The organism is Streptomyces sp. NPDC032822, assembly GCF_055578825.1.
In genome coordinates, this window is sequence record NZ_JBVIOL010000001.1 from 357,886 (window position 1) to 373,206 (window position 15,321).

The following is a 15,321-nucleotide window of genomic DNA, read 5'->3' on the forward strand; positions in this document are numbered from 1 at the left end:
CCCGGCCGCTGCGCGCGGGTGCGGGAACGCTGACGAGCCCCCGGAGGACCGTGCTCCGGGGGCTCGTCGGTCTGCGGGGCCCTCTACAGCCCGGCGATGGGGTTCTGCAGGTGGCCGATCAGCTGCAGGGCGCCGGCCGGGTCGGCCAGGTCCACCATCTGCTTGTTGTTGCGCAGTTGGAGCCGGTTGAGGCAGGACAGCGCGAACTCGGGCGCGAACATGTCGTACTGCTCGAACTTGTCGGCGAGTTCGGGCACCGAGTGCTGGTAGTCACGGGTGACCTCGGCGACCGTCCGCCAGAAGGCGTCCTCGTCCAGGATCCCCTCGCCGGCGAGGTTCGCGGCGAGGAAGCGGAAGAAGCAGTCGAAGACGTCCGTGAAGATCGACAGGAGTTTCTTGTCCTCGGGGACCTCGACGCGCAGTCGCTCGACCGTCGGCGGCAGCACCGCGTCCGGGTCCATGACGGCGATCTCCTCGGCGATGTCCTTGTAGGTCGCGCGCTCCACCACGCCGTCCCGCAGGACCAGGATGACGTTCTCGCCGTGCGGCATGTACACCAGGTCGTAGGCGTAGAAGCTGTGCAGCAGCGGGGTGAAGTACGCCCGCAGATAGCGGCGCAGCCACTCCGTCGGCGTCAGTCCGGACTGTTCGATCAGCGCGCCCGCGAAGGACGCGCCCTCGTGGTCGACGTGGACGAGGGAGGCCATGGTGGCCAGCGACTCGCCCTCCTGGAGGGTGGCGACCGGGCTCTCCCGCCAGAGCGCGGCGAGCATCTTGCGGTACGGCGAGTAGCGGTCCGTCGCCCGCTCGTACTCCAGGTGCCGGTAGCCGACCGCGGCCCGCTCCCGGATGATCGACAGGCCCGTCGACTTCAGTACCGGGTCGCCCTCGATGAGCTGGGCGAGCCAGTCGTTGATCGCCGGGGTCGCCTCCATGTAGGCGGCCGAGAGTCCGCGCATGAAGCCCATGTTGAGGACGGACAGGGCCGTCTTCACATAGTGCTTCTCGGGGTGCGAGCTGTTGAAGAAGGTCCGGATGGACTGCTGGGCGAGGTACTCGTCGTCGCCCTCGCCCAGGCACACCAGGAGGCCGCGGGCGACCTCGGCCGCGAAGGTGACGGTGAGCTTGTTCCACCACTGCCAGGGGTGGACGGGGATGAGGAGGAAGTCGGCGGGGTCCAGACCCCGGTCGGTGAGCTGTCGGTCGAAGCGCTCGACCGTCTGGGCGCCCAGCTCGTCCCGGACGAACGACTCGTACGCGATGCCCACACCGGCGGTGAACGCGGCCCGCGAGCGGTGTGCGGCCAGCCACACCAGGCGGACCGGGCTCGCGGTCTCCGGGGCGTACGACAGGTACTCGTGGATCCCGAAGCCGAGCCGCCCGTTGTTGGCGACGAAGCAGGGGTGGCCCTCGGTCATACCGGTCTCGATGGCCTGGAAGTCGCTCTTCACCAGTTCCGCGACCGGGATCTGCGGCTTGGTGAGCTTGTAGCAGATGCCGGAGAGCGTGGAGGAGATCTCCTCCAGGTAGACCGGCAGGATCTCCTCGCTCAGGCCCAGCGTCTCCTGGAGTTCGATGAAGAAGTCCAGCGCGGCGAGGGGGAGTTCGGCACCGTCCCGGGTGCGGCTGAGGGAGTCGGCGTCGACCTGCCAGTGGTCGAGGGCGTGCCGGGCGGCGGTGAAGCGGTACTGGGTCAGACCGTCGTCGCTGCGGACGACGTACTCCTCGCCGTCCTTCACGGGCGCGATCAGGCGCTCGTGCGCGAACTCGGCGAGCGCCTTGCGGATCAGCTGTCGGTTGGCCGTCTCCCAGCGTTCGGGGGAGAGGTGGGCCACGGAGTCGGCGAGGCTCATGCGGTCACCCCCGTCGTGGCCAGGCCCTGCCGGTCGAGAAAGCGTTCCCGTGTGCAGAAACTCAGCAACGCCTTCTTCTCCGGCTTCTGGATCTCGCGCTCGGGCACGAACCCGACGGCTTCGTTCAGGGCGTGGACGGCCGTGTTGGTCACGTCCGGTTCGACGACCACGCGCTCGGTCGCCGGGTCCTCGAAGAGGCGCGCCATCACGGCGGTGATGACCGCGCGGGTGAACCCGTGAACGGGCTTGTCGGTGGCCGGAGTCAGGAAGTGCATCCCGACGTCACCGGGCAACGGCTCGTACAGCCCGACCAGTTCGCGGTACCGGGGGTCGTAGTACTCCATCAGGAAGGCCGGTTCGCCGTCCTTGAGTCCGAGCAGCGCCTGCTGGTGCTCGTCGGACGCGATCTCCAGGTAGGCCCGTTCGACGTCCACCGGGGTCGCGTCCTGCATCATCCAGAAGGCCGCCTTGGGATGGGTGACCCAGGAGTGCAGCAGCCCGGCGTCCTGGACGGGGTCGAGGGGGCGGAAGGTGAAGGTCATACGGAGAACTCCTGGAACGCGATGGTCTTCTCGACCGGGTAGTACTCGCTGCCGAGCAGCTCACTGATGATGTAGCTGTTGCGGTAGGCGCCCATACCCAGGTCGGGGCTGGTGATGCTGTGCGTGTGGACGCCGGCGTTCTGCAGGAACACGCCCCGGCCGGTCACGTCGATCGCGTAGTTGCGGGCGATGTCGTAGTTGCCCTGTGTGTCGTAGAGCAGCCGGTCGCGGACGGGCTTGAGGAACTCCGGCTCGGTGTACTTGTATCCGGTGGCGAGGACCAGGCCCTGCGAACGGACCTCGAAGTCCTTGCCCTGCTCCTCCTGGCGCAGCCCCAGCGTGTACGTGCCGTCGTCGTAGGTCACGCTGTCGAGCGAGGAGTTGGTGAGCAGCCGGGTGGGGACCGGGCCACCGAGGTTCTTCTGGTAGAGCAGGTCGAAGATCTCGTTGATCAGGTCGCCGTCGATGCCCTTGAACAGGCCCTTCTGCTCGGCCGTCAGACGGTAGCGGGTCTTCTCCGGCAGCGCGTGGAAGTAGTCGACGTACTCCGGGGAGGTCATCTCCAGCGTGAGTTTCGTGTACTCCAGCGGGAAGAAGCGCGGCGAGCGGGTGACCCAGTTCAGCTGGTAGCCGTGGACGTCGATCTCGCTGAGCAGGTCGTAGTAGATCTCGGCGGCGGACTGGCCGGACCCGACGAGGGTGATCGACTCCTTGCGCTGCAGCTCCTCTTTGTTCTCCAGGTAGCGGGAGTTGTGGAGGAAGTCGCCGCCCAGCCCCTGGCAGGCCTCGGGGAGGTAGGGCGGGGTGCCGGTGCCGAGCACCAGACGGCGGGCGCGGAAGACCTCGCCGGCGGTGGTCCTCACGACGTACAGCTCGGCGCCCTCGTCGTACGTCACGTCCTCGACCGTCGTGCCGAAGCGGACGCAGCTCAGTTTGTTCGCGGCCCAGCGGCAGTAGTCGTCGTACTCGACGCGCAGCGGGTAGAAGTTCTCGCGGATGTAGAACGAGTACAGCCGGCCCTTCTCCTTCAGGTAGTTGAGGAAGGAGTACGGCGAGGTCGGGTCCGCGAGGGTGACCAGGTCCGACATGAACGGGGTCTGGAGGTGGGCGCCCTCCAGGAACATGCCGGCGTGCCACTCGAAGTCGGGCTTGGAGTCCAGGAACACACCGTCGAGACCGTCGATCGGCTCGGTCAGACAGGCGAGGCCGAGGTTGAACGGGCCGAGCCCGATCCCCACGAAGTCATGGGTGGTGGTCGGGTTTTCAGGACGCGCGGTCAAGGGACTCTCCCAGGTACTGCTCGGCGTGGCCGGCTATCAGATCGAGTACGGCGGCCATGTCGTCGACCGTCGTCTCGGGGTTGAGCAGGGTGAACTTCAGGTAGTGGCGGGCGCCCACCTTGGTGCCCGCGACCACCGCGTCGCCGGAGGCGAACAGGGCCTTGCGGGCGTACAGGTTGGCGCGGTCGATCTCGGCCGGGTCGGTGACGGCGGCCGGGATGTAGCGGAAGACGAGGGTGGAGAGGGACGGCTCGACGACCACGTCGAAGCGGGGGTCGGCGGCCAGCAGCTGCCAGCCCTCGACGGCCAGGTCGCAGACCTCGTCGAAGAGCTGCCCGATGCCGTCGGCGCCCATCACCCGCAGCGTCATCCACAGCTTGAGGGCGTCGAACCGGCGGGTGGTCTGGAGGGACTTGTCGACCTGGTTGGGGATGCGCTCCTCCACCATGCGGGCGGGGTTGAGGTACTCCGCGTGGTAGGTGGCGTGGCGCAGCGTGCCCGCGTCCCGGACCAGCACGGCGGACGAACTCACCGGCTGGAAGAAGGACTTGTGGTAGTCGACGGTGACCGAGTCGGCGCGCTCGATGCCGTCGAGGCGGTCGCGGTACTTGACCGAGGCGAGCAGTCCGCAGCCGTAGGCGGCGTCGACGTGCATCCACACGCCGTACTGCGAGCACAGCTCGGCGATCTCGGGCAGCGGGTCGATGGAACCGAAGTCGGTGGTGCCGGAGGTGGCGACGACGGCCATGGGGACGAGGCCGTCCTGCTTGCAGCGCTCCAACTCGCGGGCGAGTGCGACGGTCTGCATGCGCTTGTCGGCGCCGACGGGGATCGACACGACGGCGTCCTGGCTGAGGCCGAGCAGTTTCGCGGACTTCTTCACGCTGAAGTGGCTGACCTCGGAGGCGAAGACGCGCAGGTCGGTGAAGGAGTCCGCCGCTTCCCGCCCGGCCCGCCCCGGCTTGGCCTCCTCACGGGCCAGCAGCAGGGCCTGGAGGTTGGACTGGCTGCCGCCGGAGGTGAACACGCCGTCGGCGTTCTCGCCGAGGCCGATGCGGTCGGTCGTCCAGTCGATCAGTTTGCGCTCGATCAGGGTGCCGCCGGCCGACTGGTCCCAGGTGTCCAGGGAGGAGTTGACGGCGGAGAGGACCGCCTCGCCGACCACGGCCGGGATGACGACGGGGCAGTTGAGGTGGGCGAGGTAGCGGGGGTGGTGGAAGTAGACCGCGTCCCGGAGGTAGACGTCCTCCAGTTCGTCGAGCACCGCGGCGGTGTCGCGCAGCGGCTTGTCGAGGTCGATCTCTTCGATGCGGGGGGAGAGGGTGTCGACGGTGACGCCGGTGAACGGACGGGAGGTGGTGGCGAGTTTGGCCGCCACCCGCTCTATTCCTTCGGTCACGGAGCGGCGGTAGTGCTCCGCGGTCGTGTCGTTGAGCAGGTGCGAGCGCATTGCGGGTTCCTCCGGTGGGGGACAGTCCGTGGGGCGGGGGAGAGGGGGCGGAGCCTCGGCTTCAACTTAGGTAAGCCTAACCTAATTAACTTTGGCGAAACCTCGCACCAGCCGTGACTGCTGTCACTCCGAACACAGCCCGACTGTGTGTGCGTTGCCGTAGGCCTCCTGGGCCCCGGGTGGGTCACCCGGGGCGGCGGGTCACGCCTGCTCGCGCAGTTGCTCCTCGCTCAGGCCCTGCCGCCAGTAGCCGACGAAGGTGACTCTCCGGCGGTCGAGGCCGCGCTCGCGCACGAAGTGCCGGCGCAGTTCCTTCACGCACCCGGACTCGCCCGCGATCCAGACGTACGGGTGCTCGGCGGGCGGCAGTTGGGCGGCTCGGAGGGCGCTGAGGGCCAGCGGGGCCGAGGCGGCCGTGGGGGAGCCCTCCTCGGCGTGGTGCTCGCCCTGGACCAGCCAGGTGATCTCGGCGTCCGCGTCCGTCACCACGTCCTGGATGTCACCGGCGTGCGGGACCTCCAGCCACACGTGGGCCCGGGTGCCGGCCGGCAGCGACTCGACGACGGAACAGGCCGCCGGTACGGCGGTCTCGTCGCCCCAGATCACCACGAGGTCGGTGTCCTCGGGCGGTCGGAACCGGATCGCCCGGTTGTCCGCGACGGCCGGGCCGAGGAGCAGGACCCGGTCGCCGGGCGCGGCTGCCGAGGCCCAGCGCGCGGCCGGCCCCGCGGAGGCGGCGGCACCCGGCTCCAGACCGTGCAGGACGAAGTCGATGTCGATCTCGACCGTGTGCCCCGCACCGTCCCGGCGCAGCGCGCGCAGGGTGTATGAGCGCATCACCGCCCGTACGTCGTCGGGGAGTTCGCGCCACGCCTGCCACCAGCCGTCGCCGAGTTCGATGGGCACCCGGGGCTCGTGCTGGCCGGGGTGCGGCAGGAACAGCGACAGCGACTGGTCCTGCCCGTGGGAGTGGAACCCCCTGAGATCGGATCCGTCGAAGGTGACCCGGAGCAGGGACGGGCCGAGCCGCCGCGTCCGTACGACCTGGAGGGAGAAGAAACGGAACGGGGCGGCCACGGCGGTAGTCACTCTTGTCTCCTGGGAGTCAGGAAGCTGTGCGGCGGGCGGGCGCGGTGGTCAGCTGACCTTCTTCGCGTTCTCCAGCGCCTCGGCGAGGGTGGTGAGCAGCGGGGTGCACTTGTCGTAGGACAGGATCGGCTCGGGGGAGCGCGCGATGACCTGGCCGGCCTTGACCGCGGGCAGCTTCTTCCAGGTGGCCTCGGTGATGTCGGCCGGCTGAATGGTCGAGGAGCGGTCGTCCATCATGATGATGTCGGCCTGGTACTTGTCGACGTTCTCCCAGCTCAGCGACTCGAACCAGCCGCCGCCGACCTTCTTGGCGCTCTCCGGCGGCTCGACGAAGTTCACGCCGAGGGCCTTGAAGTACTCCAGGTCGATGGAGAGGTTGGTACCGGAGACGTAGAACAGCTCCGCGCTCGCGGAGCCGGCCAGCACCTTGATGTCGGGCTTCGCCTTGGCGGCGGCGCGCAGCCGGGTGGCGGCCGTCTCGAAGGCCTTCTTGGCGTCGGTGACCTTGGTGGTGGTCAGGTCGGCGCCGAGGGACTCGGCCAGCTCCCACATGCGCTCCAGCGGCGCGGTGAGCTGACGGTCGTAGACGGAGATGCCGACGCTCGGGGCGAGCTTGGCGATCTTGTCCTTGGACGCCTCGGGGACGTACCAGAGGGTGCCGGCGTCGTCGAACATCGTGGAGATCAGCACGTCGGGCGCGAGCGTCGCGTACTTCTCGACGCTGAACTGGTCCCAGACGTTGCCGAGGATGGTGACCTTGCTGATGTCCATGTCGCCGGCCTGGACGTCGGCCTTGCCGTCCGTGGTCCTGGTCGGGCCGAACACGCCCTTGACCGAGACGCCGTAGTCGTGGAGGGCCGCGGCGACGCCGGTGAAGGCGACGATGTTCGCCGGGACCTTGTCCAGCTTCACGGTCGTGCCGCGGTCGTCCTTGAAGCTCCAGGGGCCGGACGAGGCCTGGGCGGACGCCGTCGAGTCCGAGCCGCCGGCCTCCGAGTCGCCGTCGCCGCACCCGGCCAGGAAGGCGCCGAGGCCGAGCGCGCCGCCGGTGGCGAGGAGCCCGCGACGGGAGAGGTGGGCGGTTCTGGCGTTCGACATGGGAGGGATCTGCTTTCGTGCGTACGGTGCCACGGTGGAGGTCCGCGCGTGCGGGTGGCCGGGGATCTTGCTTAGGTTAGCCTAACCTTCCACCGTGTCCAGAGGGCCCCGGGTACCTGTGCCGAACCTGTGGGAACCCTCTGGAGAAGCGCTGTCGGTGGCACCGACGTGACGCTCAGCCCGTCAGACCCAGCTCCCTCGCGATCAGCATCCGCTGCACCTCGCTCGTGCCCTCGCCGATCTCCAGGATCTTGGAGTCGCGCCACATGCGGGCCACCGGGTACTCGTTCATGAAGCCGTAGCCGCCGTGGATCTGGGTGGCGTCACGGGCGTTGTCCACCGCGATCGTCGACGAGTACAGCTTGGCCAGGGCCGCCTCCTTCTTGAAGGGGTCGCCCGAGACCAGCCGGGAGGCCGCGTCGCGCCAGGCCAGGCGGGCGGTGTGGGCCTTCATCTCCATGTCGGCCACCTTGAACTGGATGGCCTGGTTGGCGCCGATGGGGCGCCCGAAGGCGTGGCGTTCCTTCGCGTACTTCACCGACTCGTCCACACAGCCCTGCGCCAGGCCCGTCGCCAGCGCCGCGATGGCCACCCGGCCCTCGTCGAGGATCCGCAGGAACTGCGCGTACCCGCGGCCCTCCTCGCCCAGCAGGTTCGCCGCCGGGACCCGGACGTCGGAGAACGACAGCTCACGGGTGTCGGAGGCGTTCCAGCCGACCTTCGAGTACGGGGCCGCGACCGTGAAGCCCGGGGTGCCGGAGGGGACGATGATCGCGGAGATGCGCGGCCGGCCGTCGGGCTTCCGGCCGGTCACCGCGGTGACCGTGACCAATCCCGTGATGTCCGTGCCCGAGTTGGTGATGAAGCACTTGGTGCCGTTGATCACCCACTCGTCGGTCTCCGGGTCGAGCCGGGCGCTCGTGCGCGTCGCGCCCGCGTCGGAGCCGCCGTCCGGTTCCGTCAGACCGAACGCGCCGAGGATCTCGCCCGCGCACAGGCGGGGCAGCCACTCCCGCTTCTGGGCCTCGGTACCGAAGAGATGGATCGGCATCGCGCCCAGCGAGACGCCCGCCTCCAGCGTGATCGCCACCGACGAGTCGACCCGCGCGAGTTCCTCCAGCGCGATGCCAAGGGCGAGGTAGTCGCCGCCCATGCCGCCGTACTCCTCGGGGAACGGCAGCCCGAACAGGCCCATGCGGCCCATCTCGCGGACGATCTCGTACGGGAACTCGTGCCGCTCGTAGAAGTCGCCGATCTTGGGGGCGACCACGTCGTGGGCGAACTCCTCGACCGTGCGGCGGAGTTCCTCCAGCTCGGGGGAGAGACGGTGGTCCATCGTCGTTCACTGCTCCTTGTGGGACAGGGCTCGGACTGTGCGGGACGGGCTGGGTCGGCCCAGTTGGTCGGCCATCCAGACGCTGGTGGCGACGAGACGGCCGAGATCCACTCCGGTGTCGATGCCGAGACCCCGAAGCATCCACACGAGGTCCTCGGTGGCGAGGTTGCCGGTCGCGGACTTCGCGTACGGGCAGCCGCCGAGGCCGCCCGCGGAGGCGTCGACCGTGGTGACGCCGTACTGGAGCGCCGCCACGGTGTTGGCGAGCGCCTGGCCGTACGTGTCGTGGAAGTGCACGCCCAGCACGTCGGTGGGCACCCGCTGTTCGGTGAGCGCGGTGAGCAGGGCGAGGACATGACCCGGTGTCGCCACCCCGATCGTGTCGCCCAGGCTCAGTTCGTCGCAGCCCAGGTCGAGCAGGGCCCGGCAGACGCGGACGACCTGCGGGATCGGGACCGGCCCCTCCCACGGGTCGCCGAAGCACATCGACAGATAGCCGCGGACATGGACGCCCTCCGCCTTCGCCCGCGCCACCACCGGCTCGAACATGGCCAGCGCCTCGTCGACCGTGCGGTTGAGGTTGGCCTTGGCGAAGGACTCGGTGGCGCTGGCGAAGACGGCGACCCGCCGGGCGCCCAGCGCGAGCGCCCGGTCCAGGCCGCGTTCGTTCGGCACCAGCACCGGGAGTGCGACGGGCAGGTCGGCGACGAGCGGGAACAGCCGCTCCGCGTCGGCCAGTTGGGGCACCCACTTCGGGTGGACGAAGCTGGTGGCCTCGATGGTGGTCAGCCCCGCGCCGGCCAGCCGGCGGACGAACTCCGCCTTGACCTCGGTCGGGACGACACCCTTCTCGTTCTGCAGGCCGTCCCGCGCGCCGACCTCGTGGATACGGACGCGCGCGGGCAGCCCCGGGGCCGGTACGGCCACGGGGAGGCCGGGTTCGGGCGCGCTCCGGGCGCGGCCAGGTTCGGGAGTGGCCTTCTGGAGGCCCGGGTCGGGCGTGGCCCCGGGGAGGTCCGGTCGCGGAGTGTTCATGCCGTCTCCTCCGCGGTGGGGGCGATGACCGCCAGTACCTGGTCCATGGCGACCGTCGTGCCCGGCGCCACGTCCAGCTCGGCGACCGTGCCGGCGTGCGGGGCGGAGATGACGTGCTCCATCTTCATCGCCTCGACGACCAGCAGGCTCTGTCCGGCGGCGACCTCGTCGCCGACGGCGACCTTCACGACGGTGACCGTGCCGGGCATGGGGGCGGTGAGCGAGTCGGCGCCCGCGTGCCCGGAGCGGGAGAGCGAGGCGGCGACCGGGTCGTGGTCCCGCACCTGCCAGGCGTCGCCGTCGCGGCCCAGCCAGCCGCCTCCCGGCAGGGCGGCGAAGGTGTGGGCGACGCCGTCGAGGTGGAGGGTGAAGCGAGGGTCGCCGTCGGGGCCCGGCGGCAGGCCCGCCCGTGCCCGCAGGGGGGTCTCCGAGCCGTCGAGGAGGACCTCGGTTCCGCCGTCCGACGTGCTGCGCACGCGGACGGTGCACGGGTCGTGCCCGGTCACCCGCAGGTGGTGTGGCGTCCAGGCCCGTTCACCGCCCAGTCGCCAGCCGTCCGTGCCGGAGAACGGGTCCGACCAGCCGGGCGCCCGCGCGCCGAGGGCGGCCTGACGCAGGAGCGCCGCCGCCGCGTACACCTCCCGCGGCACCTCGGTCGGGACCAGGCCCTCGGCCTCCCGCTCCACCAGCCCCGTGTCCAACTCGCCCGCCACGACCGCCGGATGCGCGAGCAGCCGCCTCAGGAACCCGGCGTTGGTCGGCACCCCCAGGGTGACCGTCTCCGCGAGGGCGGCGCGGAGCCTGCGGAGCGCGGTGGCGCGGTCCGGCCCGTACGCGATCACCTTGGACAGCATCGGGTCGTACAGGCTGCCCACCTCGGTGCCCTCGGCGAGCCCGGAGTCGGTGCGGACGCCGTCGCCCTGCGGCTCGCGCAGTCTGAGCACCGTGCCGCCGGAGGGCAGGAACCCGCGCGCGCCCTCCTTGACGGACACGGTCTCCGCGCAGATGCGGGCCTCCACGGCGTGCCCGGTGAGGGTGACGTCCCGCTGCCCGAAGGACAGCGGCTCCCCCGCCGCCACCCGCAGCTGCCACTCCACCAGATCGAGCCCGGTGACCAGCTCGGTGACCGGATGTTCCACCTGGAGGCGGGTGTTCATCTCCATGAAGTAGTACGACGACGGGTCGCGGCCGGGGACGATGAACTCGACCGTGCCCGCGCCCCGGTAACCGCAGGAGCGGGCGGCCTGGACCGCGGCCTCGCCCATCGCCGCGCGCGTGGCCTCGTCCAGGAGGACGGACGGCGCCTCCTCGACGACCTTCTGGTGCCGGCGCTGGAGCGAGCACTCGCGCTCGCCCAGATGCAGCACGTTCCCGTGGCCGTCGGCCAGGACCTGGATCTCGATGTGCCGGGGCCGGTCGACCCACCGCTCGACGAGCAGCGTGTCGTCGCCGAAGGAGGCGCGGGCCTCGCGGCGCGCGGCGGCGATCTCCTCGGCGAGCGCGCTGTCGGCCCGGACCAGTCGCATGCCCTTGCCGCCGCCACCGGCGCTCGGCTTCAGCAGCACCGGCATGCCGATCTCCCGGGCGGCGTCGGCCAGTCGGTCGTCCGTCAGCCCGCTGCCGCTGGACCCGGGCACCACCGGGACCCCGGCCGCCCGCACCGTCTCCTTGGCGCGGATCTTGTCGCCCATGAGCGCGATGGCCTCGGCCGGCGGCCCGACGAAGACGAGCCCGGCGGCGGCGCAGGCGCGCGCGAAGCCGGCGTTCTCCGCGAGGAAGCCGTAGCCGGGGTGGACGGCCTGGGCGCCGGTGCGGGCGGCGGCCGTCAGCAGCCGCTCGGCGGACAGATAGCTCTCGGCGGCCGGCGCCGGACCGATCCGGACGGCCGTGTCGGCCTCGCGGACGTGCCGCGCGTCCGCGTCGGCGTCGGAGAAGACGGCCACCGAGCGCACCCCCAGCGAGCGCAGCGTACGGATGACCCGGACGGCGATCTCGCCTCGGTTGGCCACAAGGACGGTGTCGAACATCGTGTGGAAGCCCCTCACATCCGGAAGACGCCGAACTGGGCGTCGCCCAGAGGCGCGTTGGCACACGCGGTCAGAGCCAGGCCGAGCACCCGCCGGGTGTCGAGCGGGTCGATGACCCCGTCGTCCCAGAGCCGGGCGGTGGCGTAGTAGGCGTTGCCCTGGCGCTCGTACTGGGCGCGGATCGGGTCCTTGAAGGCCTCCTCCTGCGCCCCGGACCAGTCCTCCCCGCGCGCCTGCGACTGGTCCCGCTTGACGGTCGCGAGGACCGAGGCGGCCTGCTCGCCGCCCATCACCGAGATCTTGGCGCCCGGCCACATCCACAGGAAGCGGGGCGAGTAGGCCCGGCCGCACATCGAGTAGTTGCCCGCCCCGTACGACCCGCCGACGACGACCGTCAGCTTCGGCACCCGCGCGCACGCGACCGCCGTGACCATCTTGGCGCCGTGCTTGGCGATGCCGCCGGCCTCGTACGAACGCCCCACCATGAAGCCGGAGATGTTCTGCAGGAAGACCAGCGGGATCCCGCGCTGGTCGCACAGCTCGATGAAGTGGGCGCCCTTCTGGGCGGACTCGGAGAACAGGATGCCGTTGTTGGCGACGATCCCGACCGGGTGGCCCTGGATGTGGGCGAAGCCGGTGACGAGGGTCTGCCCGAACTCGGCCTTGAACTCGGCGAAGCGGGAGCCGTCGACCACGCGCGCGATGATCTCCCGCGCGTCGTACGGGGTGCGGGAGTCGACCGGCACCGCGCCGTACAGCCCGCACGGGTCCACCTTCGGCTCGACGGCGGCCCGGACCTCCCAGGGGAGGGGCCCGCGCGCGGGGAGGGTGGCGGCGATGGTCCGCACGATCCGCAGCGCGTGCGCGTCGTCCTCCGCGAGGTGGTCGGTGACGCCGGACACCCGCGCGTGCACCTCGCCGCCGCCGAGCTCCTCGGCGGTGACGACCTCGCCGGTGGCGGCCTTCACCAGGGGCGGCCCGCCCAGGAAGATCGTGCCCTGGCCGCGCACGATCACGGCCTCGTCGCTCATCGCCGGGACGTACGCCCCGCCGGCCGTGCACGAACCGAGCACCGCGGCGATCTGCGGGATCCCGGCCCCCGACATCCGGGCCTGGTTGTAGAAGATCCGGCCGAAGTGCTCGCGGTCGGGGAAGACCTCGTCCTGGAGGGGGAGGAAGGCGCCGCCGGAGTCCACCAGGTAGAGACAGGGGAGGCGGTTCTCCAGGGCCACCTCCTGCGCGCGCAGGTGCTTCTTCACCGTCATCGGGTAGTACGTGCCGCCCTTGACGGTGGCGTCGTTGGCGACGATCACGCACTCGCGCCCGCTGACCCGGCCGATCCCGGCGATGACGCCCGCGGCGGGGGCCTGTCCGTCGTACATCCCGTCGGCCGCGAGGGGGGCCAGCTCCAGGAAGGGCGAGCCGGGGTCGAGGAGGGTGTCGACCCGGTCCCGGGGGAGCAGCTTGCCGCGCGCGGTGTGCCGCGCCCGGGCCTTCTCGCCGCCGCCGAGCCGGGCGGCGGCCAGCTTGCCGCGCAGTTCCCCGACGAGGGCGCGGTGGGCCTCCTCGTTGGCCCGCCAGGCCTCCGACGCGGGCTCTGCCGCGCTGGTCAGCTCTGCTGCCTCCTGCATCCTGCGGTCCCCTCACCCAGCTGTTCGCCCGGCGGCCGGGCGGTTAATGAGCGTTAACCATTTCCATCAGGTTAACGACCGCTAACCTCCCTGTCTAGAATTGCTTCCATGGCCACCAGAACCGACGCCCCCACCCGCCGCGAGCAGATCCTCAAGGAGGCCGCCCGCCTCTTCGCCGAACGCGGATTCCACGGTGTCGGCGTCGACGAGATAGGCGCCGCGGTCGGCATCAGCGGCCCCGGCCTCTACCGGCACTTCGCCGGCAAGGACGCGATGCTCGCGGAGCTGCTGGTCGGCATCAGCGGCCAGCTCCTGACCGGCGCCAAACGCCGCTTCCAGGAGGCGGACGGCGTGGGCCCCGAGGTGCTCCTGGACTCCCTCATCGAGGGCCACATCGACTTCGCCCTCGACGACCGGCCGCTGATCACCCTCCACGACCGCGAGCTGGACCGTCTGCGCGACAGCGACCGCAAGCTGGTCCGCCAGTTGCAGCGCCAGTACGTCGAGCTGTGGGTGGAGGTGGTGCGCGAGGTGTACCCGGCCCTGACCGAGCCGGTCGCCCGCTCGGCCGTGCACTCGGTCTTCGGCCTGCTGAACTCGACCCCGCACCTGGGCCGGCCGGGAGCGCTGCCGGGCCGGGGGGCCGTGGCGGGGCTGCTGCACCGGATGGCCCGCGGGGCCTTCGCCGCCGCGCGAGCGTGACGAGCGTTACGGGGGCGCGCGGGGGTCCTCCTCTGGACGCCTCTCCCTACCCACCGGTACGGTGATGTTCTGAGCAAGCGCTTAGATTCGGAACCTTGAGCCAGGTGGAGGTGGCGGCACGTGCGCCGTACGGTGTTCAGCGAGGATCACGAGGCGTTCCGGGAGACCCTGCGCGCCTTCATCGAGGCCGAGGTCGTTCCGGTCTACGACGAGTGGTTCGCGGCCGGCCAGGCGCCGCGCGACTTCTACTACAAGCTCGCCGAGCTCGGCGTCTTCGGCATCCGGGTGGACGAGGAGTTCGGCGGCGCCGGCATCGACTCGTACAAGTTCGAAGCCGTGATGTACGAGGAGACCGCGCGCGCGGGCGTCCAGTTCGGCGGCTCCGGTGTGCACGTGCTGCTCGGCCTGCCGTACATCAAGATGCTCGCCACCGACGAGCAGAAGAAGCGGTTCCTGCCGAAGTTCGTCTCCGGCGAGGAGATGTGGGCCCTCGCGATGACCGAGCCGGGCACCGGCTCCGACCTCGCGGGCATGAAGACCACCGCCAAGCTCTCCGAGGACGGCACGCACTACGTCCTCAACGGCTCCAAGACCTTCATCACCGGCGGTGTGCACGCCGACCGCGTGATCGTCTGCGCCCGCACCTCCGCGCCCACCGCCGAGGACCGCCGCTTCGGCATCTCCCTCTTCGCCGTGGACACCAAGGCCGAGGGCTACTCCATCGGCCGCAAGCTCGACAAGCTCGGCCTGAAGACCTCCGACACCGCCGAGCTGGCGTTCGTCGACGTGAAGGTCCCGGTCGAGGACCTCCTCGGCGAGGAGAACAAGGGCTTCTCCTACCTCGGTCACAACCTGGCCTCCGAGCGCTGGGGCATCGCCTTCGGCGCCTACGCCCAGGCCAAGGCCGCGGTCCGGTTCGCCAAGGAGTACGTGCAGGACCGCACGGTCTTCGGCAAGACCGTCGCCTCCTTCCAGAACACCAAGTTCGAGCTGGCCGCCTGCCAGGCCGAGGTGGACGCGGCCGAGGCCGTCGTCGACCGCGCCCTGGAGGCCCTGGACGCGGGCGAGCTGACGCCCGCCGAGGCCGCCAGCGCCAAGCTGTTCACCACCGAGGTCGCACACCGCGTGATCGACCGCTGCCTCCAGCTGCACGGCGGCTACGGCTTCATGAACGAGTACCCGATCGCCCGCCTGTACGCGGACAACCGCGTCAACCGGATCTACGGCGGCACCAGCGAGATCATGAAGTCGATCATCGCGAAGGACATGGGCCTGTAA

General features: G+C 70.6%; 12 protein-coding genes. 2 read left to right on the plus strand and 10 right to left on the minus strand.

Annotated features, from left to right (window positions below):
• Nucleotides 1-83: 83 nt before the first annotated feature.
• The 10 genes from ACZ5VD_RS01915 to ACZ5VD_RS01960 all read right to left on the minus strand — a co-directional run bounded on the left by ACZ5VD_RS01915 (nt 84) and on the right by ACZ5VD_RS01960 (nt 13,341).
• Nucleotides 84-1,853, minus strand: a complete 1,770-nt coding sequence (locus tag ACZ5VD_RS01915; protein WP_468680208.1) for an IucA/IucC family protein — start codon at nt 1,851-1,853, stop codon at nt 84-86.
• A complete protein-coding gene (locus ACZ5VD_RS01920) occupies nt 1,850-2,395 on the minus strand; it encodes a GNAT family N-acetyltransferase (protein ID WP_468550540.1) in 546 nt (181 codons plus the stop codon). Before ACZ5VD_RS01920 ends, ACZ5VD_RS01915 begins: the two co-directional genes overlap by 4 nt.
• On the minus strand, nt 2,392-3,675 hold the full coding sequence (locus ACZ5VD_RS01925; protein WP_468680210.1) for a lysine N(6)-hydroxylase/L-ornithine N(5)-oxygenase family protein: 1,284 nt from the start codon (nt 3,673-3,675) through the stop codon (nt 2,392-2,394). Before ACZ5VD_RS01925 ends, ACZ5VD_RS01920 begins: the two co-directional genes overlap by 4 nt.
• Nucleotides 3,659-5,125 carry a lysine decarboxylase DesA gene (desA, locus tag ACZ5VD_RS01930; RefSeq protein ID WP_468680211.1) on the minus strand — a complete coding sequence of 489 codons (1,467 nt, stop codon included), beginning with the start codon at nt 5,123-5,125 and terminating at the stop codon, nt 3,659-3,661. The genes ACZ5VD_RS01925 and desA overlap by 17 nt, the downstream gene beginning before the upstream one ends.
• Nucleotides 5,126-5,326: 201 nt before the next feature.
• Nucleotides 5,327-6,214 carry a siderophore-interacting protein gene (locus ACZ5VD_RS01935; protein WP_468680213.1) on the minus strand — a complete coding sequence of 296 codons (888 nt, stop codon included), beginning with the start codon at nt 6,212-6,214 and terminating at the stop codon, nt 5,327-5,329.
• A gap of 48 nt (nt 6,215-6,262) precedes the next feature.
• Nucleotides 6,263-7,312 carry an ABC transporter substrate-binding protein gene (locus ACZ5VD_RS01940; protein WP_468680215.1) on the minus strand — a complete coding sequence of 350 codons (1,050 nt, stop codon included), beginning with the start codon at nt 7,310-7,312 and terminating at the stop codon, nt 6,263-6,265.
• A 175-nt stretch (nt 7,313-7,487) separates the two neighbouring features.
• Nucleotides 7,488-8,648: an acyl-CoA dehydrogenase family protein gene (locus ACZ5VD_RS01945; RefSeq protein WP_468680217.1), complete on the minus strand. Its 1,161-nt coding sequence runs from the start codon at nt 8,646-8,648 to the stop codon at nt 7,488-7,490.
• Between the two features lie 6 nt (nt 8,649-8,654).
• A complete protein-coding gene (locus ACZ5VD_RS01950) occupies nt 8,655-9,683 on the minus strand; it encodes a hydroxymethylglutaryl-CoA lyase (protein WP_468680218.1) in 1,029 nt (342 codons plus the stop codon).
• Nucleotides 9,680-11,710 (minus strand): acetyl/propionyl/methylcrotonyl-CoA carboxylase subunit alpha, encoded by a 2,031-nt coding sequence (locus ACZ5VD_RS01955; protein WP_468550534.1) that lies wholly within the window; start codon nt 11,708-11,710, stop codon nt 9,680-9,682. The genes ACZ5VD_RS01950 and ACZ5VD_RS01955 overlap by 4 nt, the downstream gene beginning before the upstream one ends.
• 14 nt (nt 11,711-11,724) lie before the next feature.
• Nucleotides 11,725-13,341, minus strand: a complete 1,617-nt coding sequence (locus ACZ5VD_RS01960) for a carboxyl transferase domain-containing protein (protein ID WP_468550533.1) — start codon at nt 13,339-13,341, stop codon at nt 11,725-11,727.
• 108 nt (nt 13,342-13,449) lie between these two features.
• On the opposite strand from ACZ5VD_RS01960, the gene ACZ5VD_RS01965 reads away from it, so the two are divergent.
• Both ACZ5VD_RS01965 and ACZ5VD_RS01970 read left to right on the plus strand, forming a co-directional pair.
• Nucleotides 13,450-14,043: an SACE_7040 family transcriptional regulator gene (locus ACZ5VD_RS01965; protein WP_468680220.1), complete on the plus strand. Its 594-nt coding sequence runs from the start codon at nt 13,450-13,452 to the stop codon at nt 14,041-14,043.
• A 120-nt stretch (nt 14,044-14,163) separates the two neighbouring features.
• Nucleotides 14,164-15,321, plus strand: coding sequence for an acyl-CoA dehydrogenase family protein (locus tag ACZ5VD_RS01970; protein ID WP_468550531.1), 1,158 nt, complete (start codon nt 14,164-14,166; stop codon nt 15,319-15,321).

What these genes read in the sequence shown, in the direction of transcription:
- ACZ5VD_RS01920 (WP_468550540.1), bottom strand. Translation starts at nt 2,395, where the DNA reads ATGACCTTCACCTTCCGCCCCCTCGACCCCGTCCAGGACGCCGGGCTG.
- ACZ5VD_RS01955 (WP_468550534.1), bottom strand. Translation starts at nt 11,710, where the DNA reads ATGTTCGACACCGTCCTTGTGGCCAACCGAGGCGAGATCGCCGTCCGG.
- ACZ5VD_RS01915 (WP_468680208.1), bottom strand. Translation starts at nt 1,853, where the DNA reads ATGAGCCTCGCCGACTCCGTGGCCCACCTCTCCCCCGAACGCTGGGAG.
- ACZ5VD_RS01945 (WP_468680217.1), bottom strand. Translation starts at nt 8,648, where the DNA reads ATGGACCACCGTCTCTCCCCCGAGCTGGAGGAACTCCGCCGCACGGTC.
- ACZ5VD_RS01940 (WP_468680215.1), bottom strand. Translation starts at nt 7,312, where the DNA reads ATGTCGAACGCCAGAACCGCCCACCTCTCCCGTCGCGGGCTCCTCGCC.
- ACZ5VD_RS01965 (WP_468680220.1), top strand. Translation starts at nt 13,450, where the DNA reads ATGGCCACCAGAACCGACGCCCCCACCCGCCGCGAGCAGATCCTCAAG.
- ACZ5VD_RS01960 (WP_468550533.1), bottom strand. Translation starts at nt 13,341, where the DNA reads ATGCAGGAGGCAGCAGAGCTGACCAGCGCGGCAGAGCCCGCGTCGGAG.
- ACZ5VD_RS01950 (WP_468680218.1), bottom strand. Translation starts at nt 9,683, where the DNA reads ATGAACACTCCGCGACCGGACCTCCCCGGGGCCACGCCCGACCCGGGC.
- desA (WP_468680211.1), bottom strand. Translation starts at nt 5,125, where the DNA reads ATGCGCTCGCACCTGCTCAACGACACGACCGCGGAGCACTACCGCCGC.